We start from the raw sequence: 22,102 nt of genomic DNA on the forward strand, positions 1-22,102 counted from the left end.
TCAGTATCCCTTGGAGAATGAGGTGTAGCGACGGCCGCCATCGTTGCAGGCGTTCAGTCCAAGCTCGGTGGCCATCAGCTTGAGGATCCGCATCATCTCGTCGAGTGACCGGTAGGTGACGCTCTTGTCGGCATAGCGGACCGATAACGCTCCTTCGGCGATGGCCGCCTGCAGGGCGCTGTATTGCTCGATCGTGTAGGCCATCAGTTTTATTTCCAGTGAGAGGATTTTTTCCGCGGCCGTTCTTCAGCGTCCGGTTCATTTCCGCCGGTGACAGCAGCAACCAACAGATCAAGATCAAGCCCGAACCGCTGCTGGCAGATGCGCAGAGCGGCGAGCGCGTACACGAAGCAATCGAGCGCCTCGTTTCGACGGCCGCCGCTGTCCCAGCGCATCACGCGCTTGCCTTTGGAGATGGCTGCTTTTTTCTTTTCAGAGGTGAGCTGCTTGACCTCCGACTCGTCGCAGATCACGTCGTTGGCCGGAAGGTGAACGACACCGGGCTGAGACACGCCCGCCTGGGAGGCTGCCGTATCGACTGGCAGGCCCATCCGGCTGTAGAGCAATTCCTTGGCGTTGTCGGTACCGACCTCGGTCAGGAAGACCTTGTGCACCTTGTTCTTTGTGCGCGGGAAGTTCGCGATCGGCTTACCGTAGATGGTCGCACCACGGATTGGCACGACCCAGTGCACGCCATGCTTACGGCTTTCGGCGTACACCTCGTCGGCATAGTGGCCGCCGGCGTCCCACGTCCAGCGCTCAACCTTCATGACGGTGCCGTCCACGCGGGTGAACTGCCTGTGCAGCTCAAGGCCCACCTTGCGGCGAAGCTCTTCGCTCGCAGGGTCGCCCATCAAAATGAACCGATGCACCAACCACGCTTCTTCGCCCGGACCGAACGCCCAGACACGGCCCTCGAAGCGGTCGTCCTGAGTATCGATGCCACCCACAAGAACAAGGCCGAGGGCCGGGACCTGCGGATAAACTTCGCGGCGCCCATACAGAACTTCGGAGTCGAGCTTCTCGCCCTGGTCGTCGTCCCACGTTTCGCCGCGCGTGGTGTTCATGAAGGTGATCAGCTTTGACACATCGCCTTTCACCTTCAGCCACTCTTCCGCCAGGCTGAGCCAGGTACTCCAGGTGCTGTAAATCGCCCAGATGCTGAAGCTGACAGAACGCGGGGTGCGCATAATTTCGCCGTCAACCCCAAACCAGTCCATCCCGTCACGGGTCCAGATGCCGGTGTGCTCGCAGATCCAGCGACCAGTCTTCGACGCCTCGACCATCTCGTTGTGCCAGATCACGCAGGCTGCGTGCTCGCACAAGTACCAAGCTTTTTCCGCCTCGCCGAGTGCGTTCTTTTCCCACTTCAGGCCGAATTCGCAATCCTTGCCGCCCCACTTGAGCGTCTGCTCTTGGTGGCAGTGCGGGCAGTCGATGTGAAACTTCAGCAGGTATGGCGACTCCTCGACCGCCTTGGTGATCTGGCAGGATCCGACACGCTTTGGCGTTGAGCCACGAATCGACTTAGGGTAGATCGCACCATTGAGGCGCTTGTCACCCAGGGTGATCGGCGAGCCCTCCCCTTCGACGCTCTCGTCGAAGTTGGACAACTCGTCGTAGATCACCTCGTCGGCTGACTTCTCGCGGTAGTTGCGCGAAGCCTTGCCGCCCCGGATCCAGAGTGTCCGGCGGTTCGCGAATATCTTCTGGTCGAGCGTGTTGTCGCTGTGCTTGCGGCCGAACCACGGCGCCAGGTCACCCACCGCAGGTACGTCGCGGATCATGCCATTGACGTGGCTCTTGCTGATGTCCTCGGCGTCCGGGTCGGTAGGACTCCACATCATCACGTTGCGGCGCTTGTGCTGAATCTTATAACCGATGTTCGCCATCAACAGCTTGGTGTAGCCGATCCGCGCCGACTTGATGAAGTTTACGACGTTGATCAGGTCGTTGCCCATGCTGTTCAGGATCGCAACCTGAAACGGCTCAGTCGTCCACTTGCCTTCGTTGTAGGAGGACTCGGCGGACATATAGAAATTTGCATCCGCCCACTCGACGGCGGTTTGCGGGGGTTCTTTGTAAAGCGCCTGGAGTCCGAGCTTGATCGACTTGCGCAGATCATTCAGCCACGGACTCAGCGTACTCATCTAATAATTCCGGAAGTTGCTCGCCAAAGCTGGCGGCAATATTTCGAGCAAGCGCAATCTCCCGCTCGACCGACTCGATGATGCGAGGGTCAACCTCCGGGTGGCGTCGAGTGACGGTCTTGCCGACGGTGTCCAATTTCGAGCCGATCTGAGCGGCGATTTTTGCCAGGGCAAATGTGGCGAATGGAACGGGCACGAGCTGCTTGTTCAGCACCAGGTTCTTCTTCTCCTGGGCAATGCGCTGAGCGGCGGTGAGGCCGCGGCGCTCTTCGAGCAGCTTGTACTCGATCAGCGGATCGAGACCTTCGGTTCCATCCCCCGTCGGTTGTTGTTTCCGCTGCGCATGTTCAACGCGGTTTTCCACCACGTTCTGCACGGTATAGAACGCCTCTCGACCGATGCGTGCGACGGGCGCAACTCCCCATTTGTCAAAGGCTTGCGGGGAAATCCCGAGGCTCGAAGCCATCTCGGATTTGTTCAACCACCCGCGCTGTTTGGTTGTTTCGTTTTTGGCCATGATTAAACAACAACCAACCGTGGGAAAAAGGTCATACATATTTGGCGCGCGGGGCCCGAATTACCCGCATGGGGCTGGGGACCTAGGAAGGACCCAAAGGGGGGGGGCGCACCACCTTGGTGCACCAACACACACGCAATTGAGAATCCCTATCGTTTCGTAGCCAAGGCCGTGTCCATGGCGCTCTGGAACTCGCGCACACGGTTCGCCTTCACGATGTTGTCTGCGATCTTGAAGAACGGGAGGATGACTCGGTAGCCAGGCTCTCCATCACTGAAGATGAACACCGGCCGAACCCCATCACCCCACGCTGTCTTCTTCCTTTCCCAAACACCCTGGGTGCCGTCGACTTCGCCGGCGAAATACTTCTGGGCATTGCCCTTACGCTTACTGCGTTTGCTACCCGTGGCGTTGGCCTGCACACCGCTGACAGTCTCGGCAGCACCAAGGCCCGACAGGATCTTCATGATCGTGCCGCGCGGAACGTTGCCGAACTGATTGAGTGCTGACGCTGCCGGCAATGCGAACTGCCCGGGCTTCATGATCCCTTTGGCGATCAGTGCTTTCTCGAAACGCTTATGAGGCCGGCGACCACCTTTCACTGCCTGCTGCAGGTATGTGTCGGCGGGAACGCCAGATGTCCATGCGTCCTTGAAGAACGTGCGGGCCTCTGGCTTGCCCTTCTTGGCCGGCTTCACATACAGGCTATTCAGGGTCGTTGTCGTCGGCCGATCAATGCGCGCTTTCAATACCGACAACTCGCCCTTCTTAACCAGTACGGCCAGGCGGGTGGCCATCAGCGCAAAGGCGAATGGCAGTTGTTTTTCACCAACTGTTCGAAGCGCCTTCGATAGCTCTTCGATGTTGGTTCGAGCATTGATCTGGAACATCTGAGATCACCGAGGCTGGCTACTTGCTCTGGCTACGTTTGATCTGGGCATCCACCTGGTCTGCACATGTATCGAGCAGGTTGATTGCCCTGTCCTTCAGCTCCCACACATCGCCATTCAGGCGAAGGTCGGCGGCATCCTCATCAATCCGTTCGCACGGGATCAGTTCAGGGGCTTCCAGCCTTACGGCCTGGGTCTTTGTTACCACTGTCGGCCTTGCCGCGCAGGCCGTCAGGCAGAGGCTGAGCAGCCCAGTCACGAACAGGCTTGCTGTTGCGTTTGAGGTCTTCAAAGTCTTTCCTCGCCTTCTCGGCTTTCTTCTCGCTGGCCCTGATGCGCTTGGCAAGGTCAGCGGTATAGGCAGCGTTGCGCTTGGCTTCATCGCGCAAAGTGGTGATGGTGGCCTGGCTCTCGGCGTTCGCGTCGACGGCTTTCTTTTTCTCGGTCGCCTCGAACTGCACTTCGGTGCGCAGGGCGATAACCCGGTACTGCTGGATGCCAACGAGCAGAATGCCGACCAGCGCGATGATGATTGCCGCAGCGATCGCCTTCATACTGAGTCCGCCTTTCTGCCCAAGAACCTGATGATCAGGTCCCGGATCGCCGTCACGCCGATGAAGCCAATAGCACCACCAGCAGCCACTGACAGACTGGGCGGCCAGGCCATCCACTCGATGACGCTACTGGCAGACAGGCTTAAGGCCCCGCACAGCAACGCCTCGAACAAGGTGCGCCAGTAGTTCGGCTCTTTGGCGTCGTACAGCACGCGCAACAAGGTGATCGTGAAGGCCATAATTGCGCCCTGCCACAGTGGGTTCGAGAGGACCAGCCAGACCTGGGCCCAGAAGTCGGGAGTTTTCTCAGGCATCGGGTTCATCTCGATATCCTCCCGGGTTGGGAGTGAAGGAATGGATTAGCGTGAACGGTGAAGCAGGCCGCCCTGCATGAGCTCCTTGCGGATCACGGCCTTGACCTGGTCAGCGAGATTCGATCCCAGCAGGTCAGTCTGCTCTTTCAGCTCCTGCCCGAGCTTGGTATCCCCGATCTTTCCGGCGAGAGCGTCAAGCACCGCATCCACGCCTCCCGCCAGCTTCCGCTCGAATTCAGTTGGGTACTTGATCGCGAACTTTTCGGCCGCCACCAGCATCTGCGAATCAAGACTCGCGCTCAGGGCCGACTCAAGCGTTCTTGCCTGGGTGACAATTGCATCATTGACGAATGCCTGACTGATGAAGGCCTCGCCGCCTGCCACTACGAATGGCTTAGGCTGCTCGGGCTCTGACTGGTCCAGATTGCCGAACCGTACCAGCACGACACCATCACAAGTGATCGTGGTGCAGCCGCCCGCCTGCACGATCTGCGTGCCGGCGACCTTCGCCTTCTCGAGACGATCAGCCAGTTCTTGCTCGGTTTCGAGGCGGGAGTAGCTCAGGAATAGGCGCGCATTAAACGACTCATCGCCGTAGCTCGCATCGAACTCTTCGAACTCGGCGGCATGGCGGTACTCTTCCGGAACCCTTTGCAGCTCGGCCTACATGAACTGGAGCAGGTTGGCGGCGTTCTTGGGCAAGTCGTACTTGCTCCAGCTGGCCACTTCGACCGACACCATCTGGCGCTCTGGCGCATTGGTTGCGCTGCCGAGGGTGCAGGAGTTGATTTCGAAGTCACCGCCCTGGTTGAGCTTCCAGCCGGAAACGCCCGGTACATAGTTGGCGCTCTGGATATCGCCAGTTAGCGATGTCTCCAACGAACCGATCCGCTTGGCCAGCACCTCGTCAGCAACTGTTCTCGCACTGGACTCGGCTTCAATCTGGGCGGTGTTCGCTTGAACCTGGGCAATCAGTGCCTGGATTTGAGGATCGGACATTTTCTGTGCCTCAATAAAAAAGGCCCGCCGATATGGCGAGCCTTGAAATAGGTGTGCTGTCTTTCCAGCAGTCCGCTTGAGCCAGCCCGTGAAGCACAGGTATGGGCTGCTCATGCTGCCGGTGTTCTACCGTAACGCGTGACGACCGGCTATACCGCGTCCAGGCCCTGCCCGAAGGCCCACCCTGGCTATGGCTCCACGCTCTCGCATAAATTCTGGGCATAAAAAAACCCAGCGCGTGGGCTGGGCTTGGACCACTCCTCAGCCCAACCCCCAAATGAGAGGGATGGAGAGCTGAGTGAGGAATGGAGGCGGGATAATGCCCGCACAGAAAAAATATGGCAATAAAAAGCCCGACACGATGGCCGGGCTTTCGACAAGCTTCACATCGCTGAGCGCTTGCTATTACGGAAGAACAAGCAGATTAGCCCAACAGGAGCAACGAGTATCGCGAACATAAAGCACAGGAGTATCGTGCAACATTTAGCCCAAAGAAACACTCCTGTTTCCCAATAAAACTGGTTGTTGCCGACGATGTAGCCTACAACGCTCTCATAAACGAACCTTGCGTATGGATACAGCACGATGTTGATCAGCGCGAAGACGATGAACCCGTAATTTGGCTTGTGGTTTCCGCCAAGTGCCACAGCGATCAGCAGCGCCCCGATTACAGCACCGAACAAAAAGTGCCGCAGATACACTGGGCCACTCAATCCGCCAAACGTTTTTGCAAACAACGAATGCATGAGATTCCCTTCTGACAGATGATGAAAGCGATATCATATCGACATCACGCAGAAGTCAGAAGGTCTCCGCCAATAAAAACCCCCAGCGATCGTCTGGGGTTTCTTTGTCTGTGGTGTCGCGCTTGAAAAGCTAAACACGGTGCCATGAAAACAAGGCTATTCCGCGAGTGCAAGTTTTTTATGCGGCGTCGATAAGTTTCTCCAGCGAGCAGTCAATCCAGCCGACGCCCGTCTTGATGATCTCCCGGGCCTTCGCCTCACTCATGTCGTACTTGTTGCCGATTCGCTTGGCTGGCCACTTGGCCGCGTAATACAGCCAAACGAAGTCGCCCATCTCCGGCGCCCGCTTGCACAGCCTCGCGACAGCGCCATCAACGACGCTGGCCAATTCGTCCGTGATGACGTAGGACTTGCTCGTCGACGGGATCATGTCCCGCATGATCGCCCAGGACGGTGACACATAGCTCGGGACGCCCATGCCGTCCATGCGCCAGTAACCCCACTGCTCAAGCATGTACTCGGTATCGCCCAGCGGCAGACGTGAAGGTTTTCTTGTATTCATGCCGCTTTCCTCGGTGTCGGTTCATTCAGGCCAAACAGCTCTCGGAGCATCTTGTCGGCGATTTTGTTCTTGGCGTACCCCTCGGTGATCCACCGGCGGGCGTAGTCCAGGAACCCAAGACTGCCACGGTGGTTTCCCCAGTCGGCGACCAGGTCCATCAGCGCGGCGGCGGCGATGCGCCCGTTGGGCTTGTCGAGTAGCAGCCGGTTGCCCTGCTTGAGGAAGTCTCGCTCGTCAGCGGTCAAGATCTTGCGCGGCAATGCCGCCGTTACGTTACTCATCTGCGGCACTCCATACTGTCAATACTACGTTCTTCGGGATTCTCTCTCTGTACTGCACGGATACGGCAGCAAGCCATGATTGGTACGCCTCATCGGCTGTGTGCCCAAAGCCCCGCCATGGATGCTCCGACGACTCGCAAAAGTAGCGCGCGCGGAAATATCGAATTCGTGGCTTAACGGGACGACCGGTGAAACCGACCTTGCGGTGCCCAAGCCAATCGGCCACCGCGGGCCAGATGATTGCCTGTTCAGGCTTCGTGAAGTCCGTCTTCCCGTTATTCGGGTGAACCTCGGCCAGGCCATAGCCCTCATTGGCAACCCACATCCTGAACCCGCTGGGGATGTGCATCAGGTCGTAACCCTTGCGCGCCCAAGTCCAGTCTTCGGGGAAATCACGGATCGACGCAGCGATTCGTTCGGCTTCGGGATATTTGGGCGCCTCAACGACAACCGACCCCATTGGCAAAACAGTGGGCTGTCCCGCTTCCATAGCGGCATGCAAGGCGCCAAGCGCTTCTCCGGTAGCAAAGGGAGCAGGTTCTATGCTTCGCCCAAGCAGACGATCAAACAGCTTAAAACTTCTCATCTTTTTTCCTCCCCTTGCCGTACTTGCTGGCATAGCTCGTCGATCGCCCCATCTCGACATCCTCATTGCTCGGCGGCTTGCCCGCGAAGTCGACAAAGCGCACGTACTTACCTTGCTGCTGGACCATGCATGACCCGACCTTTGCGTGACGGACCTTGCCCACGATCAGCTCGGTTACGCCGTTCTGGCCCTCTTCGCTTTCCAGGTCGCGATGCACCAGGATCACCACGTCGGCGTCTTGCTCGATCTGTCCGGAGTCGCGGATATCGCTAGGGCGCGGGCGCTTGTCGGGGCGATTGGTTGAGCCGCGGTTGAGCTGAGCCAGCACGATCACGGGGATTTTCAGTTCCTTGGCCAGGTTCTTCAGGGCTGTGGATATCTTCCCGACCTCAAGGGAGCGGTTGGCGCCGCCCTCGGCGGTGATCAGTTGGACGTAGTCCACCAGCAGCACGTTAAGGCCCTCTCGACGCTGGCACTGGCGGGCTATTGAGCGGATGCGGGGCATCGTCATGCCGGCCTGATCGTTGACGAACAGATTCGCCTGGTTCAGGACGTTCACCGCGCCGGTCAGCTTCGGCCAGTCGTCATCATCGAGGTCGCCGCTATCCAACTTGCTCAGATTGACGCTGCCAATTGATGCCAGGCCGCGCGTGATCAGTTCCTCCTTGGTCATCTCCATGGAGAACGCTAAACCAGCGCCACCGAGCTTGCAGGTGACGTGCTGGGCTATTTGCAGGCCGAGGATGGTCTTGCCTGAGCCTGTCAGCCCACCCACGACGATCATGTTGCCCGGACGCAGGCCGCGCACCAGCTCATCAAGATCCTTCAGCCCGGTGGAAAGCCCGGCGGGCATCGTCTTGTTGAACTTCGAGTCGATGGTGTCCACGACGCCAGGCAGGATCTCACTCGCCCGGTAGTAATCCCGCTCACCATCATCGTCCAGGTCGCGAAGGTCAGCAGTTGCTTGTTGTGCCAGGGCGATGATGTCAGCCAGCGGCAAGTCTTCGGTGGCTTGCTCGCGAATCACGTCTCCGGCCTCGACTACGCGGCGCAGGATTGCTCTCTCACGGACGTGCCGGGCGTACGTCTTCCAGTTGGCGGTGCTCGGCACATTCTTGGCGATCTCCACCGCAAATGCCAGGGTGCTGTCACCGCTCGGCAACGTCGGGCGCCAGAGGCCAACGGTGACCGGGTCAATCGGATCACCAGTGGCCTGGCATTCAATGATCGCCTTGTACAGCGCCGCATTCTCCAGGTCGTGGAAGTCGGAGACGCTGACCTTGCTGGTCACTTCGTCGAACAGGGATGGGTCCAGCATGATCGCCCCCAGTACGCCATGCTCGGCCTCGATGCTGAATAGTTCACGGCTCATACAGCACCCCGCGCGGATGCCCAGCGAAACACCACCACGATGCCGCTCTTGTCGCGTAGGCGGTCGACAGCGCGATCCCCGAGGCACTGACGCAGTTCGGTCACGCCCAAGTTGCTCACAACGATGGTGGGCTTGATCTTCTCGTACCGGCCATTGATCACCTCGAACAGCACTTGCCGCTCGAAGTCAGTCCCGTGCTGGACGCCAACCTCGTCGATCACCAGCAGGTCGGGGCGGATCAGATCGTCGTAGATGTCAGCCTCGGTACGCCCGCGATTGCCGAAAGTGGCCTTCACATCGCGGATGATTGAGCCGGCGGTGGCGTAGAGCCCGCGAAGGCCTGCGTGGGCGTGCTGGCGAATCACCGCCTGCAGCATTGCGGCGCCCAGGTGCGTTTTGCCGGTGCCCACCGTGCCCAGCAGCATTGCAGATCGCCCAACACCGAAGTTTTCCTCAAACGCTTCCACGAATCCACTGCACGCGGCCAGGGCTTGAACCTGTGCAGGCGTGTCAGCGCTCCAGTTGGACAGCGTGCAACCCGTGAATCGCTCTGGGATACCAGCGTCGAGCAGGCGCTCGTTCAGCAGCCTGTCGCGCTGGATTCCCGCCGCTGTCGACTGCTGACCCGTGTCTTGCGAGTGGCGAGCATCGAAGTGGCAGCGTGGACAGCCAAACCAAGCCGGATCGGCACCGAACTGCTGTACCAAGTTGTCAGGGAAGCGGCCATGCTCACGGCAATCGCCCGCCCGGGTTTCCAGGGTGTACTTGGGTTTTGTGGTCATGGGTTCACGCTCGCAATTCGGTAAGTGCCGTCGGCCTGCTGCTCAAGGCCGTCTTCGTGGTTGATCTGGTCAAGGTTGGTGTGGCGGGAAGGCTTGCCGTTCTGGGCGCCAGCGCCTGGCAGGACCGACTCGGGGTAGATGTCCGACCAGCTGCTGGTGGTGGACTTATCCAGCACCGCGTCGGGCTCTGGATGGTTGGCCAGCTTCTTGGCGATCAACTCACAGGCTCGCAGGGTCAGCGGTGCGCGCTTGGCCTTCCGCATTTCACAGAAGTCTGCCCAGGCTTGTTCGGATGCGTTGGCAGGCTTCGCAGTCAGTGGATCGAACTTGCTCGACTTCTTCTTCGTCGACAAGGGAGCGTCAGCGACCGTTGGTTCTTTCTCTATTGATTGAGTAATAGAATCCTTTATTAAGTAGTTGTCGGTTTTCCCACAGTTCGGAAAACCCACACTACGGTCAACCGAAGTGTGGGAAACCTGTAGGTTCGGTTCGTAGTGCACGATCACTCGGCGACCGAGCACTTTACCGGTGCCCTCCTCGCGCATGATTTCATGGGTAACCAGCCCCAGGTCCTTGAGGCAGGCCATGGCCTTCGAGTAGCGATCACGGCCGATCGCGAACCGTTCTTGCAGGTGCGAGCCGATCACCTTCCAGTCGCTGGATCGGGTTTGCAGGTAAGCCCAGATAGCCAGAGCGTCAGGGTTAACGATCATGGCCACCACGTCGTTGCTTACCGAGCTATACGGTGCCTGCTTGGCATACAGGATGGTTGGCGTGGCCTTCTCCACGTTGATTGGCTTGGTCATACGTTCAGCTCCCGCGTTACCCGGCGCACGAAGTCGTCATAAGCCTCACTCATGACGAAGCCCGCCTGTTCCAGCATTTCCCGGTGGGCCTTGGCGCCGCTGTACATCTTCCAGCGCTCGCGCTCCGGCAGATCGGCGAACGAGGCATAGCTCGGCCAGGGCCCGACGATTACCGGCGCTGTACGGGCGTCCTGGGGGGGGGCATGAGGGTTGGTGGTGGTCATTGCAGAGTCTCCGAACCTGGAGCATTGGCGATTGGAGTCTCACTGCTGACAATCGAAGCCACACCGCCCGATAGCCTCTCGATGAGGACAACAAGCGCTCCTATGGCGTCAAGCGAGTGCGCGCGGGCCAGGTTCAGTTCCACCAGGTGCGGACTGTTGCGCTTGATGTTCTCGCTCGCCTGACTGATGTAGTTGAACCCGACCCTAGCCAGATCCGCGGTCGGTATCCCCCTGAAAGCCTCTGTTGGAAGCGGTTTAAGCGCAGAGGGCCTCAATGGGATCGGCAGCGACTTGATCTCAATGCCGCCCATCAGGCATTGCCTCTCATAATCCAGGTGATCCGCCGAGACCTTCTGCGCGTCATGCCCGGTTCTGCGCCGAAACATGACCGCGAGAGCCATGCACGCCTCCATCAGGCCGACATGGGTGTCGTCACGTTCGTGGATCTCGCCACCTTCAGAAACCACTTCGACTGCGTCAGCCAGTTTTTCGAAGGACATCAGCATGAGTGCCGCGTCCTCGAACTTTTCAAAGTGGGCCTCGTTGATAACCTCCACGTTCGGAGGCGTTGGAAAGTCGATTACTTTGCTCATGACCGGGCCTTCTGGACCAGGCGGAACCGGCCCTCAAAATATGGGTGGGTCGCCTGGGTGGCGGTGACCATCGTGGATTCGGAAACAAACCGGTGGAAGGCAGCCGTGACGTGGCTCTTTGACCAGACCAGGTACTGGGAGCCAAGCGCTTCCTCATGGCCGTTGCGGACCATGCCGGCGGGATTGGGTTGGTTTGGCCAAGCCTTCAGCACGTAGTCAACGACTGCGCCGGACAGCCCGTGGCGCGCCAGCATGGTTTCCTTGATACGGGTCAGCGACTGGCAGTTCTGCGGGCAGTGATCCCACACCGTCGTCTGGCTCAAATCCTCGACGCGGCGCTCTATCCGCTCGAGCGCCACCTGCTGCTCACGCTGCTGACGCTCGACCGCCACCAGGTGGTTCGCATTGGCAGCTGTGATCTCGGCCTGGGTCATTGGGCGGGCGGCCTGCCCTTCCAGATCGTTAATCCGACGAATCACTTTGTGCCGCAGCGGGATGCTGTAGCCGGTGATCAAGGTTTCGGTCAGCTCCTTGTCGAGGTGGTACTCGACCTGCTCCCGATTCATGCTGTCCAAATAGATGCCCCCAAAACTGGGGATATCTTGTTTCAGCTCGGCAAGCATGTTTTCAATGTCGCGCTTGACGTGGTCGTGACGCTTTTCGGTCAGCTCGGCAATTTCACGGGAGGACATGGTGACGGCATCGCCGCCTTGGAATTTGGCGATGGTCATTGCACTTTCCTCGGGTCTGGGCCGGCCAACTCGTCAGCCAGATCGCCGCGAGCAGTTCGGAATGCTTGCTCCATGTCTTCAGCCGAGCGCTCGCCGGTATACGTGAGTTGGCCGACAGCGGCTTTGGCCGGACCAGGGAAGCGGGCATTAAGCAAGTTCATGCCATTCACCGCCTCGTCCTCCGTTTCAAACGGCGCGATCATGCGGGAATACAGCAGGCCGTTCTTTTCAACGGCAGGCGTGTAGACGAACCAGTAGGCTTGGCGGCCCTCGAAGACATCGTTATCGGTCGACATTGAATATCTCCCGGTGATTGATCGGCTTGGCGTCTTCGATCTCTTGGTCAGTTTTCCAGTGGTTCGCCATAAAGCCGTGGGAATGCAGGTGGATCTCGGCCATCAGATCGCGCATTCGAATGTTGATCGGTCGACTGCTGCCACCGAGGGAAGGTGCGATCGCCTGGGTGTAAATCGTCCGTAGCTCGTCGAACAAAGCACGGGCGTGACGCATGCCGCGCTGCTCGGCCGGAGTGAGCGTAGAAGTACTGATCACTACACCGGTGCGGGGTTTGTCGCCGTTGATTAGGGTCTTCATGGCTGCACCTCAGAATCCCGCGCGACGTTTTCGGATTTCGCGTTTTGTGGCGCGAACTCTTGGACGGGGTTAACAATTGCGTTCAAGTTCCCGGTGTACGCCAGTAGCTGCAAGTTCGTAGCGCGGCAATCGGCATCCCATTTATCCCAAGCTGGATGACTTCCCGCCCCCATCTTTAAGGCCCACTCGGGCAACAGATTGCGAATGCGCATTTCGTTAAGGATCGTCCACCAGGTACATGCGTGAGTGCGCTCGGCAACGAGCAAATCCACGACTGACAGCCATTTATCCTCCGGCACTATGCCGACATGTAGCGGTTCCGCTGGAGGGACGTCGTGATCTGGGTGTTGCATCCGGTTAAGTCCGGTGGTATTTTTTGGATGTGACATATCGTTCTCCAGAACGAAGAAGTACCAAATCACTTGTCCAACCAAGTGACGATTAAGAAGCCCGCATCCAACAGCGGGCTTTTTTGTGCGTGTCTTTCAGGTCCAACCCATCGTTACACGTCACAAATTTATGCAACCTCTCAATGAGAGAGCTGCGACCTACCCTGGGCGAGCGGGCGGTATAGATGCTTGAGCGCATAGCACGGTCTCCGGGAATGCAAGGCCAGACGATGCGCTGGCGATAATGTTCAATGGTCTGCGTGATCACTACGCGACGCATCTTGCTGTACTGGATGGATTCCCAGCACCATCAGTGGACTGACCATTCGATGAGGCTTGGCGTATCGTTTGATTCAAGGTTGGCGAGGCGCTTGCCAACGATGGACGGAGCCGGGACGCCAAAAACTTCCCGCCGGTCGTGCGCTCGATCAGGAAGGCGATTTCTGCCGAGCAGCCGTGAACCCCCCTGACCCATCCGCTGACGGTTCCCTGAGTTACACCTAGCGCTTTCGCCAGCGGGACTTGACCGCCGAAGAAGGTAGTTAGCTCTTCAAATACATTCGCCATCTCACACGACCTAATAGAGGTATGCCTTTACTGTATTTTAAAGGCACTCCTTTTTGCAAGCTAAAAGGCAAACCATTAAATTGAGCAACTATGGAACTTAAAGATCGCCTCAAATACGCTCGCAAAAAGGCCGAATTAACCCAGTCCGAACTCGCTGACAGAGCTGGAATAAAGCAGGCTTCCGTGTCTGAAATCGAACGCGGACTTTCCCGAACGAGCGCTTATCTAGTGAAAATCGCTACGGTTTGCGGCGTCGACCCCCTGTGGCTTGCGGAGGGTGTTGGCTCCCCGGAGGCAGGCGAGCGCACTCAGGCGCAGGAAGAGGCTCAAATGAGCTCCGCCGACCAAGTCAGATCCATGCTTGCGAGAATTGGCAAGGGATTACCAGAAGAGGCTCGCAGCAAAATTCTGGCCGCCGTGAATGACGCATCCTCGGGGCAGGTTACGGTCATGCCCGCAGAATCGCAGGCGCTGAAGGTCCGGCCCGACGAAATACTCATTCCTCAGTACGACATCAGAGCCGCGATGGGGCATGGCCAGGTACCTGCTGACTACAACGAGGCAATTCGAAACCTTGTCGTGCGGGAGGATGTTCTGCGCGAGAAAGGCGTCACTTACACCTCTCTTTCGGCGCTGGCGGTGATAACTGGCTGGGGCCAGAGCATGGAAGGCACAATCAACGACAAAGACCCCGTGATCGTTGACCGCGGAGTTAATGAGTTTATTGGGGATGGTGTCTACGTCATGTCCTGGCATGGACTGCTCTACATTAAGCGCATTCAAGTGATGGACGCAGATCACTTCCGCCTGATCTCAGACAACAAACATTATGAGAATCAGCAAGCGCGGGTTGAAGACGTGACAATCCATGCCAAGGTACTTCTGATATGGAATGCCAAGAAGGTTTGACCTGGATCCTTGTGGAAGCTGAAGCCAATCAGAAGCCCGGATAATTTCCGGGCTTTGTTGTGGATGTCAGAACGGCGCAACCTCTTCCACCACATTAAAATCAGCAGCCTCTACAGGCCGGTCATCGTCAGAAGGGGCCTCCCATCTCAATGTCACTGACTCGCTTTCATCGTTGAACGTCATTTCCAGATCGTCCGTCTCAGCGAGAAGCCCCATCACCTCTTCCCACTCCCGGTCACCATCCGTATCCAGGCGGTGGATCGTGACCCAGCGCTGATGCTGCGCAGTGGGGTGGTTGATCATTGATGAAACCCTTAAGCCCAAGCGCTCCAATCCGCTCATTGCCTGCCGTACGGCAAGGGTAGATTGTTGTTTTGCCTTCGCCATAACCACCTCCCAATTAACTGTATATACGTACAGCAAAAATTTAGCCTACCCAAAGTTGAATGAGGTGTGGTGATTAATGAAAAATAAAGGCATGCCTGTTGACACCATAATAAAGGCTAACCTATATTCGCTCCATCGTAACCCGCACGGAGCTATCAGAATGACCGCCACCACCATCAACTTCGCAGGCTTCATAGGCTTTTTGGGCCGCGGGGCAGCTCCGCGTGAGCTTCAGTGCTTGATGGCGGTGGCCTCTGGTCAGACCTCGAAAGAAGCAGCGCGCGACCTGGGCGTATCGCCAGATACTGTGGACAAGCGCCTGTTGTCGCTGACTACGAAACTGGGCGTTACTCGCCGCGCCGCTCTCGTAGCGAAAGCGTTCTCGCTTGGGTTGATTCAGGTAGTTGGAGTAATCGCCCCGAACCCTGATCCGCAGCATCACGATAGCGACCATTTCCAGGGCGTATTTATCGCCTAACCCAAACCTGATTTTTGCGAAAGCCAACAGCGCGGCCGGGATTCGTTCGGCCTGGAGAAAGTGAAATGACCTCAAAACAATACGATTCACGCACTGCTGACAAGTTTGTGGTCCGCCTGCCAGACGGCCTGCGATCCGCAATTGAAGCCGCAGCCCAAGCCGACGATCGCAGCATGAACAGCGTTTTCGTGAAAGCCACCCGACAGTACCTGGACAGCCAACATCAGCAACAGATCCTGCTGAATGCTCTGGCCAAAACCGTCACTACCCCTATCCGACCTTCGCCGGCAAGCATTACTCCACCAGCCATCGGAGATTACTGGCCAGGCCAGGGCGGGATCTATGGCGGTCTACGCCACTACCCCGAAGGCTTGTGCCACATCATCTTCGCCAGCATCGACGTGGGCAGGCACGCCTATGGCGAGTACGGCACCGACGTCCAGGCCACCAGCAACATCGACGGCCTCGCCAACACCGCCATTCTGGTCAATCGCGACGGCTCGCACCCAGCTGCCGAGGCGGCATACGCCTACATCTGCGATGGTCACAACGACTTCTACCTGCCCTCCTCCGGCGAATTGCACCACGGCTACTTTTACTTGCCTGAGGCGTTCGCGAAGGACTGGTACATCAGCAGCACGCAGCGCTCCGCCCACACCGCCTACTTCATGGACTTTGAAGATGGCTGGCTCGACCTCAGCGGCAAGTACAACGAGCGGCTCGCGCGCCCTGTCCGCAGAATCCTTCAGTAATTCATTCCTTCAATTGCTTCCGCGGCTTCGGCCGCACTGGAGATCCGCATGAGCACCACCGAAACATCAGCACCCATTCCAACGGTGCCCGAACGCATCACCATCGTGCTGAAGGCGCAGGCTGGCTCCACGCTCGAAAACATCTGTCAGTTCGTCAGCCTGGGTATGCCAGTAGCCATCGGCCGCGGCATGGCGGTGATCGCTGGCGCCAGCGACGAAGACCTGCAGATGGTGTTGGGCGAAGAGCGTGACGACCGTCAGATGCAGGCCGAGTTGCAGCAGCAAGCCCTGGGCTCGCCCGCCCACCTCGCGGCCCATGCCCAGGAGATGTTCGACCTGCTGAGGCGCATCGACGCCAAATGCGGCGGCTTGGACGCAGCTCTCGGCCACGGCATCGAGCCGAGCGAACAGATGTGGGCCGAGTCGCGTGAGGTGATGGAAGCGATCTGGGAGTTGCAGGACAAGATCCAGAGTGCTGCTTCGGTTGATGCGATGGCTGCTCAGTCGATGCACATCGACGATCGCGTGCGAATGGCGGCGAACGCCAAGCGCTACGAGTGGCTGCGAGACGTTGCATTCGACACGCCGCGCCAAGACCTGGTGCCGCGCGACAAGTCCGGCAACATGCTGATCGAGCAAGACCTCGACTCCGAAATTGATCTTGCGATGAAAGCGCATCCTGGTGAGCAGGAGGTGGAGCCATGCGCGAACTGATCACCATGATCCTGCTGCTGATCGCGGGCCAGGCCTCGGCCGGCGAGCAAATCATCAGTGTGCAGCACGACTCAACCCGGGCTGTTACCTGCTTCATCACAATGCAGGGCGGAATCAGCTGCTTGCCGGACAGCCAATTGCGCCAGCCATCTTCGGTTTCAAACAGCACATTGGACCAGCCAACCCCTGCGAGCACCCCATCCGCTCGCAGGGATGAAGAGAGGTTTCATCTATGAGTCGCCGCAACGGGCCGGTGGGCCAACGCCTAATCGAGCTGTTCAATGCCCTGCAGCGTCGGGAAACCACGTTCGGCCAAATTTACAAGCTGTCGACATCGTGCGGCATCGACGCGCGCCGGGTGCTGGCTGACCACTTTCAGCGTGGCGATGAACGTGCGTGAAGACGGGATCGGGCGCAAGTGGACAGAGAAAGAAGTCGCTCTGCTGACCGGGCTATACCCGCTCACGCCGATGCCTGAGTTGGAAATCAGAATTGGCAAGACGGCAGGACAGATCAAGAACAAGGCCGCAGGCCTGGGATTGAGACGCGACCAGTCGATCCTGAATGCCACCCGCTTCAGGTCCTACCCTCGCGGCCCATCAAGCCACAACTGGGTTGAGCCTGGAGAGCGACGGGATGACGGGCGTTACATCCGAGTGAAGCTACCTAGCGGCAAGTGGGTGCTGGAGCATCGATGGGTTTGGGAGCAGGCGAACGGCCCTGTTCCCGACGACTGCGTGCTTGTCGCGGAGGACGGAAACATCAAAAACACGACCTTGGCCAACCTCAAGCTGGTGACCAAGGACGAGCATTGCAGGCGTAACCAGGTACGCAAATACCCCGCTGAGTTGCAGGACGTGATCCTGGCCCAGCAGGACCTCAAGAGAGCAATACGGGAGAAGAAATCATGAAGAACAAACTGAGCGATCTGCGCGACCACTTGTTTGCACAGCTTGAAGCCGTGCGCGAAGCCACAGACGAAGACTTGGCCAAGGAAGTATCGCGCGCCCAGTCCGTATCTGACATCAGCCGGGTGCTGATCGAGAGCGCCAAGGTAGAGATCGATTACTTCCGCCACATTGGCGGCGAGAACAGCGCCAGCAGCTTCATTGAGTCGAAGCCGGCGTTGCCACCAGGAAAGGCTATACGGTGATGAATGCCAGCCTTCCTAGCTCATTCAGACTTCCGCAAGGCTTTGTAGCAAAGAGGGCCGGCGGAGTGAATGTACAACCAGGCTTCCAGCAGAACAACTGCGGCAGCCCATCAGGACAGTGCTCGGAGAGAGCCGGGCTTCCTTTCCACACCAGTGGACGTCTGAAAAACGAGGAAAGGAAGCTCAGCCATTCGACGTTAAACGCTAAGAAACCGGCGAGCAACTTGGCCAGCATGAAACTTTATTTAGGCTTTGTCGCGACACCATTCGCGGATAACGAAAACGTGTCGCGACACGAAGGCGGGCAGACATGAGCGCAGCTAGAGTAATAGAGTTCGAGGAGTTGCAGCGGATCACCGGCTATACGCGGCGTGCTGACGTGGAGAAGGCGTTGCGCGGGGAAGGAATACGGATATTCCTCGGAAGGAAGGGACCTTGGACCACCGTCGACCTGGTCAACCAGGCGGGCGGCCTCAAGCCAATCGATCAAGAAAAGTATGACGCGGACATTGTATGAAGCGAGGAAGGAAGCGCCAGCACAACCCGAATATCCCTGGCCATATTGACCAGACGGCCCTGCCGCGCTCGGTGTATTTCGACCACCGCGGGGCGGGATGCTGGTACATCCTGTATTTCAACGAAGCGGGCCGGCGCCAGCGGCAGAACCTGTGCGCAGGCAACGTAACGCTTTCAGAGCTTCACCGGCTTATCGAGGAGCGCAATGGCGTAGACCGTGACAGCCTGCAGTACCTCTGTGACGAGTTCCACAAGAGCGACCAGTACAAGGTGCTCAGCGAGAAAACCCACGACGATTACGTCTATTCCCGCGACGTGCTTCTGGCATTCCCGACGAAGCTTGGCAAGCCGCTGGGCGAGTTGGCAGTGTTGAAGTTCACGCCGGCACTGGTCCAGCGGATCATCGATAAGATCGCCCAAGAGGGAAAACCCTCAAAGGCCGCTCACGCCCTGCGCTACCTGCGCCGCGTGATGCAGTGGGGCCGTAACCGGGGATTCGTGAAAGACAACCCAGCCAAGGGCATCGAGTCGCCGAAAGAGCGCAAGCAGCGCCGTCTTCCAGACGATACGGTCATGGTCAACCTGATCAGGTTCGCGAAGCAGCAGGGTCAGCTCAAGAGCGGCCAGCCCGGGGCCTGCTCGCCTTACCTTTGGTATGTGATGGAGATCGGGTACCTCTGCCGCCTGCGCGGTATCGAGACGATCACCCTCACCGATGAGAACGAACTCGCCGAGGGCGTGCTTACCAACCGCCGCAAGGGAAGCCGGGACAATATTGTCCGTTGGTCGACGCGCCTGCGAGACGCATGGGATGCAGCCAAGTCCGTCAGAACGGAAACCTGGGAGCGCAAGCGCGTGCCGGTGCCGATCCGCGCAGACCAGCGCTTCTTGATCATATCGGCAACTGGCAGGCAGTTGTCCAAGTCCGGGCTCGACACAGCCTTCCAGAGGCTGATCGTCCAGGCGATCGATAAAGGAATCCTCACAGAAGAGCAGCGCTTCGGGATGCACGACTTCAAGCGCAAGGGCATCACCGACACGGTGGGTACCCGGGCAGACAAACAGCAGGCATCTGGCCACAAAGATGAATCAATGATGGATGTTTACGATCTAAGCGTGCCAGTAGTAAATCCATCGAGCGAACTATAAACCGGATACTTAATAAATTAACTAAAGTTTAGATTGCAGGAGCATCAGTGAAAACCAAGGCCAAGTCCCTACGTGCTTGCTTCAGTTCAGACTTTTTTCGACCCACTGCTAACTGAAAAATGTCGATGTGCCTTTCGTCTTCAATTTTTGCCGTATCATAAATCGCCATCATCGGTTGATCCCAGACGGCCATCTGATCTGCAACCTCTGGCCGAGGCTTGAGCATTCTAATATCGCAACATTTAGCCGTAACAACACCTAGATAGGTGCGCGGATCATCAGAATCGTTACGCGCTTCGTTATACAGCGCTACCATCATGTGGCCCCGATCATGAATTTGCGCATCAGCGACGTGCTCGTCAGAACGTTGGCAAGAAAGCCCACCGTGCTGGCAATCACTGAAGAAAGCCGTCTTGACCTTATCACCATCCATGTGGACAGGTGAAAACACATAACGGTGAACGAACTCCTCGTCCCGTACGACCCCCGATGATGCCTGACTCACCGATTGCGACTCACAGAAGCCATTAGCGTACTTCTCATCAATCAACGTAGCCCTTTTTTTGACATCCGGCCGCTCGAGAGGCAAAGAGTCAAAGAAAACTCTGCACTCCATGCAATCAGATCGCCTCTAAAAATGACAAAAATTCAGCGCTTAATACTGGCGAGGTGACAGGGTGGTCGTCACTGGCAAAGCGAATCGGCCCTTTGTTGAATATATAGTGGAAAGTGCCATCGCCAGGGAACGAAGCTTCTAAATAAGCCCCTCTCAGGTCCCAGTACAAAGAAATCTCACCATCAGAAGCTATCATAGGCTTGGGCAAAATGAGGCGCGGCGGAAGAGAAGATACGAATACCCTCGCGTCAATTTGCGATTCAGATGAGGCAACATCTGCATCATAACCGTCCCATCCAGGCTTAAGAGCAGAATAGCTGGCTAGCTCTTGATACAATGCTCTCAAGTTCATCGCCTTACTAGATTCAAGAGTAGACGGCAAAAGGGTCTCATTTACCAGGTTATAAGACCCAACTGTGCTCGGCTGAATTTGGCCATTAGTTCCACCAGAGGAATACAAAGCCATAGACATGCTTTCAGCATACTGATAAGTATGAGCATAGTAATAATCTCGTGCAGTAGACATTATTATCCCTCTTTCCGTCTAGCATCAAATGAGATTGCTTTCTTCACTTCCGAAGTCAACATACTGCCTACTATTTTTTTATTTTCTTGATGTAGATATTCATAAGCATCGCCGATCAAGCCTTTCAGACCCTCCTCGCCGATAGTTAAATGCGCAGCTGCCAAGTACTTGTGAGTGGTCTGAATCTGAACATTGATATCTTTACCGATATTAACCACGTTAACGTTCACATTCGTTAAGAGACGACCTGCGATCGCAAATTCGGGATCGGAAAAAAAGCCGTGATGAGAATGGAAGTCACGGTTTACATTCTCAAAGTTAGGCACCAAGTATGGCGAACCACTTACAAAGAGATCTGTTAAAGGCGCAAATTCGCCCGTCTCAAAAGAAACTTTAAACTCATCTAGATATTGCAGAGTGAGGCTGGCAAATACTGCAAACTCTCGCAGCCAGCTCGCGATAACTTCAATGACCGAGTTAACTTTAGAGATAACCTCTTCCCATCGAGTATAATCACCGCAAACTATCGATAACATGTTCCCTTGAATGTTAAGACCCAGCGCTGGCTCGCCATCCTCTTTGATTTTTTCAAAGGTCACGCCCGTGGCCAGTGAAGGCTGTGGAAAACCTTGGTGAACGAAACTATTATCATTTGAAAAATTAACTACAAACTGTTGCTGTTCACCATACTTTGGTAGCAAAGATTTTAGTGAATTATGCAAGTCGGTACCTGGCTTGAAAGCGAGCATGGCCTGAGGCACTACGTGCTGAGCAAATTCGAATACGAATAAGACATTACGGATCGCATGTCCCAGCTTCTCGTTATACGGCACGATTTTTGCTTTCATATTTCCTCAGTTACCAGTCGCTCATCCATTGCCGAAATTTCTAGCTTCTTCATCAATCTAACGGCCAGAAAGTCGCCGAATTCTGCTCTATAGAAGGATATTAGCAGTGAGACTGATGGACGAATAGGGATATGTAGACCTTTTCGCATGCTTGGCATGATATCTAGATAAAACAGCATCCTGTTAAGCGTCGAGACAGGATACCGCATCGCCATCCCCAAAAAGAAGCTGGAGACACACCTCGATGACTCAATGCGTTGGCCACCAATGAAACTGAGTTCGCGAGCGATGAACGCGCGTACATTACTTGGAGACTAAGGCGCTATGCGGGGCCAGAAGCGTGGTGACGACGTACATTAGCCGCGCTGAGCACCGCAAAATGTCTTGGTTGGGCACA

General features: G+C 57.0%; 36 protein-coding genes. 10 read left to right on the top strand and 26 right to left on the bottom strand.

From position 1 onward, the window contains the following. The 22 genes from BM70_RS0126865 to BM70_RS32780 form a co-directional block, all read right to left on the bottom strand. Complete coding sequence (locus tag BM70_RS0126865) at positions 1-204, bottom strand: phage head-tail joining protein (RefSeq protein ID WP_025858891.1); 204 nt, start codon at positions 202-204, stop codon at positions 1-3. A 5-nt stretch (positions 205-209) separates the two neighbouring features. Then, the gene (locus BM70_RS0126870) at positions 210-2,150 is read right to left on the bottom strand and encodes a phage terminase large subunit family protein (RefSeq protein WP_025858892.1); all 1,941 of its coding nucleotides are present in this window, start codon (positions 2,148-2,150) and stop codon (positions 210-212) included. Then, on the bottom strand, positions 2,122-2,667 hold the full coding sequence (locus BM70_RS0126875; RefSeq protein WP_025858893.1) for a terminase small subunit: 546 nt from the start codon (positions 2,665-2,667) through the stop codon (positions 2,122-2,124). Before BM70_RS0126875 ends, BM70_RS0126870 begins: the two co-directional genes overlap by 29 nt. Before the next feature lie 149 nt (positions 2,668-2,816). After that, positions 2,817-3,557 (bottom strand): hypothetical protein, encoded by a 741-nt coding sequence (locus BM70_RS0126880; RefSeq protein WP_025858894.1) that lies wholly within the window; start codon positions 3,555-3,557, stop codon positions 2,817-2,819. Between the two features lie 167 nt (positions 3,558-3,724). Next, on the bottom strand, positions 3,725-4,111 hold the full coding sequence (locus BM70_RS0126885; protein WP_025858895.1) for a hypothetical protein: 387 nt from the start codon (positions 4,109-4,111) through the stop codon (positions 3,725-3,727). Further along, a complete protein-coding gene (locus BM70_RS0126890; RefSeq protein WP_025858896.1) occupies positions 4,108-4,434 on the bottom strand; it encodes a phage holin, lambda family in 327 nt (108 codons plus the stop codon). The genes BM70_RS0126885 and BM70_RS0126890 overlap by 4 nt, the downstream gene beginning before the upstream one ends. Before the next feature lie 36 nt (positions 4,435-4,470). Beyond that, positions 4,471-4,911: a hypothetical protein gene (locus BM70_RS33725; RefSeq protein ID WP_256220947.1), complete on the bottom strand. Its 441-nt coding sequence runs from the start codon at positions 4,909-4,911 to the stop codon at positions 4,471-4,473. Positions 4,912-5,088: 177 nt separating this feature from the next. Then, entirely contained in the window at positions 5,089-5,424 is a 336-nt protein-coding gene (locus BM70_RS33730) for a hypothetical protein (protein WP_256220948.1), read from the bottom strand. 383 nt (positions 5,425-5,807) lie between these two features. Then, entirely contained in the window at positions 5,808-6,170 is a 363-nt protein-coding gene (locus tag BM70_RS0126900; protein WP_025858897.1) for a hypothetical protein, read from the bottom strand. Between the two features lie 178 nt (positions 6,171-6,348). After that, positions 6,349-6,732, bottom strand: a complete 384-nt coding sequence (locus BM70_RS0126905; RefSeq protein WP_025858898.1) for an antiterminator Q family protein — start codon at positions 6,730-6,732, stop codon at positions 6,349-6,351. Further along, positions 6,729-7,013, bottom strand: a complete 285-nt coding sequence (locus BM70_RS0126910; RefSeq protein WP_025858899.1) for a hypothetical protein — start codon at positions 7,011-7,013, stop codon at positions 6,729-6,731. The genes BM70_RS0126905 and BM70_RS0126910 overlap by 4 nt, the downstream gene beginning before the upstream one ends. Further along, positions 7,006-7,599 carry a hypothetical protein gene (locus BM70_RS0126915; RefSeq protein ID WP_025858900.1) on the bottom strand — a complete coding sequence of 198 codons (594 nt, stop codon included), beginning with the start codon at positions 7,597-7,599 and terminating at the stop codon, positions 7,006-7,008. Before BM70_RS0126915 ends, BM70_RS0126910 begins: the two co-directional genes overlap by 8 nt. Then, positions 7,586-8,971: a replicative DNA helicase gene (locus BM70_RS0126920; protein ID WP_025858901.1), complete on the bottom strand. Its 1,386-nt coding sequence runs from the start codon at positions 8,969-8,971 to the stop codon at positions 7,586-7,588. The genes BM70_RS0126915 and BM70_RS0126920 overlap by 14 nt, the downstream gene beginning before the upstream one ends. Beyond that, positions 8,968-9,753: an ATP-binding protein gene (locus BM70_RS0126925; protein WP_025858902.1), complete on the bottom strand. Its 786-nt coding sequence runs from the start codon at positions 9,751-9,753 to the stop codon at positions 8,968-8,970. Before BM70_RS0126925 ends, BM70_RS0126920 begins: the two co-directional genes overlap by 4 nt. Further along, positions 9,750-10,559: a hypothetical protein gene (locus BM70_RS0126930; protein ID WP_025858903.1), complete on the bottom strand. Its 810-nt coding sequence runs from the start codon at positions 10,557-10,559 to the stop codon at positions 9,750-9,752. The genes BM70_RS0126925 and BM70_RS0126930 overlap by 4 nt, the downstream gene beginning before the upstream one ends. Then, positions 10,556-10,783 (bottom strand): hypothetical protein, encoded by a 228-nt coding sequence (locus BM70_RS0126935; protein ID WP_025858904.1) that lies wholly within the window; start codon positions 10,781-10,783, stop codon positions 10,556-10,558. The genes BM70_RS0126930 and BM70_RS0126935 overlap by 4 nt, the downstream gene beginning before the upstream one ends. After that, on the bottom strand, positions 10,780-11,376 hold the full coding sequence (locus BM70_RS0126940; protein WP_025858905.1) for a hypothetical protein: 597 nt from the start codon (positions 11,374-11,376) through the stop codon (positions 10,780-10,782). Before BM70_RS0126940 ends, BM70_RS0126935 begins: the two co-directional genes overlap by 4 nt. Further along, the gene (locus tag BM70_RS0126945) at positions 11,373-12,107 is read right to left on the bottom strand and encodes a Rha family transcriptional regulator (protein WP_025858906.1); all 735 of its coding nucleotides are present in this window, start codon (positions 12,105-12,107) and stop codon (positions 11,373-11,375) included. Before BM70_RS0126945 ends, BM70_RS0126940 begins: the two co-directional genes overlap by 4 nt. Further along, positions 12,104-12,403 carry a hypothetical protein gene (locus tag BM70_RS0126950; RefSeq protein ID WP_025858907.1) on the bottom strand — a complete coding sequence of 100 codons (300 nt, stop codon included), beginning with the start codon at positions 12,401-12,403 and terminating at the stop codon, positions 12,104-12,106. The genes BM70_RS0126945 and BM70_RS0126950 overlap by 4 nt, the downstream gene beginning before the upstream one ends. Beyond that, a complete protein-coding gene (locus BM70_RS0126955; RefSeq protein WP_025858908.1) occupies positions 12,390-12,701 on the bottom strand; it encodes a hypothetical protein in 312 nt (103 codons plus the stop codon). The genes BM70_RS0126950 and BM70_RS0126955 overlap by 14 nt, the downstream gene beginning before the upstream one ends. Continuing rightward, a complete protein-coding gene (locus tag BM70_RS0126960; protein WP_025858909.1) occupies positions 12,698-13,090 on the bottom strand; it encodes a hypothetical protein in 393 nt (130 codons plus the stop codon). Before BM70_RS0126960 ends, BM70_RS0126955 begins: the two co-directional genes overlap by 4 nt. 267 nt (positions 13,091-13,357) lie before the next feature. Continuing rightward, positions 13,358-13,657 carry a Cro/CI family transcriptional regulator gene (locus BM70_RS32780; protein WP_081782140.1) on the bottom strand — a complete coding sequence of 100 codons (300 nt, stop codon included), beginning with the start codon at positions 13,655-13,657 and terminating at the stop codon, positions 13,358-13,360. Positions 13,658-13,747: 90 nt separating this feature from the next. On the opposite strand from BM70_RS32780, the gene BM70_RS0126965 reads away from it, so the two are divergent. Next, positions 13,748-14,566 carry an XRE family transcriptional regulator gene (locus BM70_RS0126965; protein WP_025858910.1) on the top strand — a complete coding sequence of 273 codons (819 nt, stop codon included), beginning with the start codon at positions 13,748-13,750 and terminating at the stop codon, positions 14,564-14,566. A gap of 66 nt (positions 14,567-14,632) precedes the next feature. Here BM70_RS0126965 and BM70_RS0126970 read toward each other — a convergent pair whose 3' ends face one another. Then, positions 14,633-14,953 carry a DUF1654 domain-containing protein gene (locus tag BM70_RS0126970; RefSeq protein WP_025858911.1) on the bottom strand — a complete coding sequence of 107 codons (321 nt, stop codon included), beginning with the start codon at positions 14,951-14,953 and terminating at the stop codon, positions 14,633-14,635. A 160-nt stretch (positions 14,954-15,113) separates the two neighbouring features. Here BM70_RS0126970 and BM70_RS0126975 point away from each other — a divergent pair, with 160 nt between their 5' ends. The 9 genes from BM70_RS0126975 to xerC all read left to right on the top strand — a co-directional run bounded on the left by BM70_RS0126975 (position 15,114) and on the right by xerC (position 19,715). Further along, on the top strand, positions 15,114-15,431 hold the full coding sequence (locus BM70_RS0126975) for a helix-turn-helix transcriptional regulator (RefSeq protein ID WP_025858912.1): 318 nt from the start codon (positions 15,114-15,116) through the stop codon (positions 15,429-15,431). Between the two features lie 65 nt (positions 15,432-15,496). After that, a complete protein-coding gene (locus tag BM70_RS33840; protein ID WP_081782141.1) occupies positions 15,497-16,183 on the top strand; it encodes an Arc family DNA-binding protein in 687 nt (228 codons plus the stop codon). 48 nt (positions 16,184-16,231) lie between these two features. Continuing rightward, entirely contained in the window at positions 16,232-16,897 is a 666-nt protein-coding gene (locus BM70_RS31980; protein ID WP_051556794.1) for a hypothetical protein, read from the top strand. After that, a complete protein-coding gene (locus tag BM70_RS0126995) occupies positions 16,885-17,133 on the top strand; it encodes a hypothetical protein (RefSeq protein WP_025858914.1) in 249 nt (82 codons plus the stop codon). The genes BM70_RS31980 and BM70_RS0126995 overlap by 13 nt, the downstream gene beginning before the upstream one ends. After that, positions 17,130-17,297 carry a hypothetical protein gene (locus tag BM70_RS33430; protein WP_177326593.1) on the top strand — a complete coding sequence of 56 codons (168 nt, stop codon included), beginning with the start codon at positions 17,130-17,132 and terminating at the stop codon, positions 17,295-17,297. The genes BM70_RS0126995 and BM70_RS33430 overlap by 4 nt, the downstream gene beginning before the upstream one ends. Continuing rightward, entirely contained in the window at positions 17,284-17,808 is a 525-nt protein-coding gene (locus BM70_RS31605; protein ID WP_177326594.1) for an HNH endonuclease signature motif containing protein, read from the top strand. Before BM70_RS33430 ends, BM70_RS31605 begins: the two co-directional genes overlap by 14 nt. After that, complete coding sequence (locus tag BM70_RS0127010; RefSeq protein WP_025858916.1) at positions 17,805-18,050, top strand: hypothetical protein; 246 nt, start codon at positions 17,805-17,807, stop codon at positions 18,048-18,050. Before BM70_RS31605 ends, BM70_RS0127010 begins: the two co-directional genes overlap by 4 nt. A gap of 310 nt (positions 18,051-18,360) precedes the next feature. Continuing rightward, entirely contained in the window at positions 18,361-18,567 is a 207-nt protein-coding gene (locus BM70_RS0127015) for a hypothetical protein (RefSeq protein ID WP_025858917.1), read from the top strand. After that, positions 18,564-19,715 (top strand): tyrosine recombinase XerC, encoded by a 1,152-nt coding sequence (gene xerC, locus BM70_RS0127020; protein WP_025858918.1) that lies wholly within the window; start codon positions 18,564-18,566, stop codon positions 19,713-19,715. Before BM70_RS0127015 ends, xerC begins: the two co-directional genes overlap by 4 nt. Positions 19,716-19,743: 28 nt before the next feature. Here the strand turns inward: xerC and BM70_RS0127025 are convergent, their stop codons facing one another. The 3 genes from BM70_RS0127025 to BM70_RS0127030 form a co-directional block, all read right to left on the bottom strand. Further along, entirely contained in the window at positions 19,744-20,265 is a 522-nt protein-coding gene (locus BM70_RS0127025) for a hypothetical protein (RefSeq protein WP_155952208.1), read from the bottom strand. Positions 20,266-20,335: 70 nt separating this feature from the next. Then, positions 20,336-20,857 (bottom strand): hypothetical protein, encoded by a 522-nt coding sequence (locus BM70_RS33225; RefSeq protein WP_155952209.1) that lies wholly within the window; start codon positions 20,855-20,857, stop codon positions 20,336-20,338. A 2-nt stretch (positions 20,858-20,859) separates the two neighbouring features. Then, positions 20,860-21,705 (bottom strand): TIGR04255 family protein, encoded by an 846-nt coding sequence (locus tag BM70_RS0127030; RefSeq protein ID WP_025858920.1) that lies wholly within the window; start codon positions 21,703-21,705, stop codon positions 20,860-20,862. Between the last annotated feature and the right edge of the window lie 397 nt (positions 21,706-22,102).

The organism is Pseudomonas sp. CHM02 (assembly GCF_000612585.1).
GTDB lineage: Bacteria > Pseudomonadota > Gammaproteobacteria > Pseudomonadales > Pseudomonadaceae > Aquipseudomonas.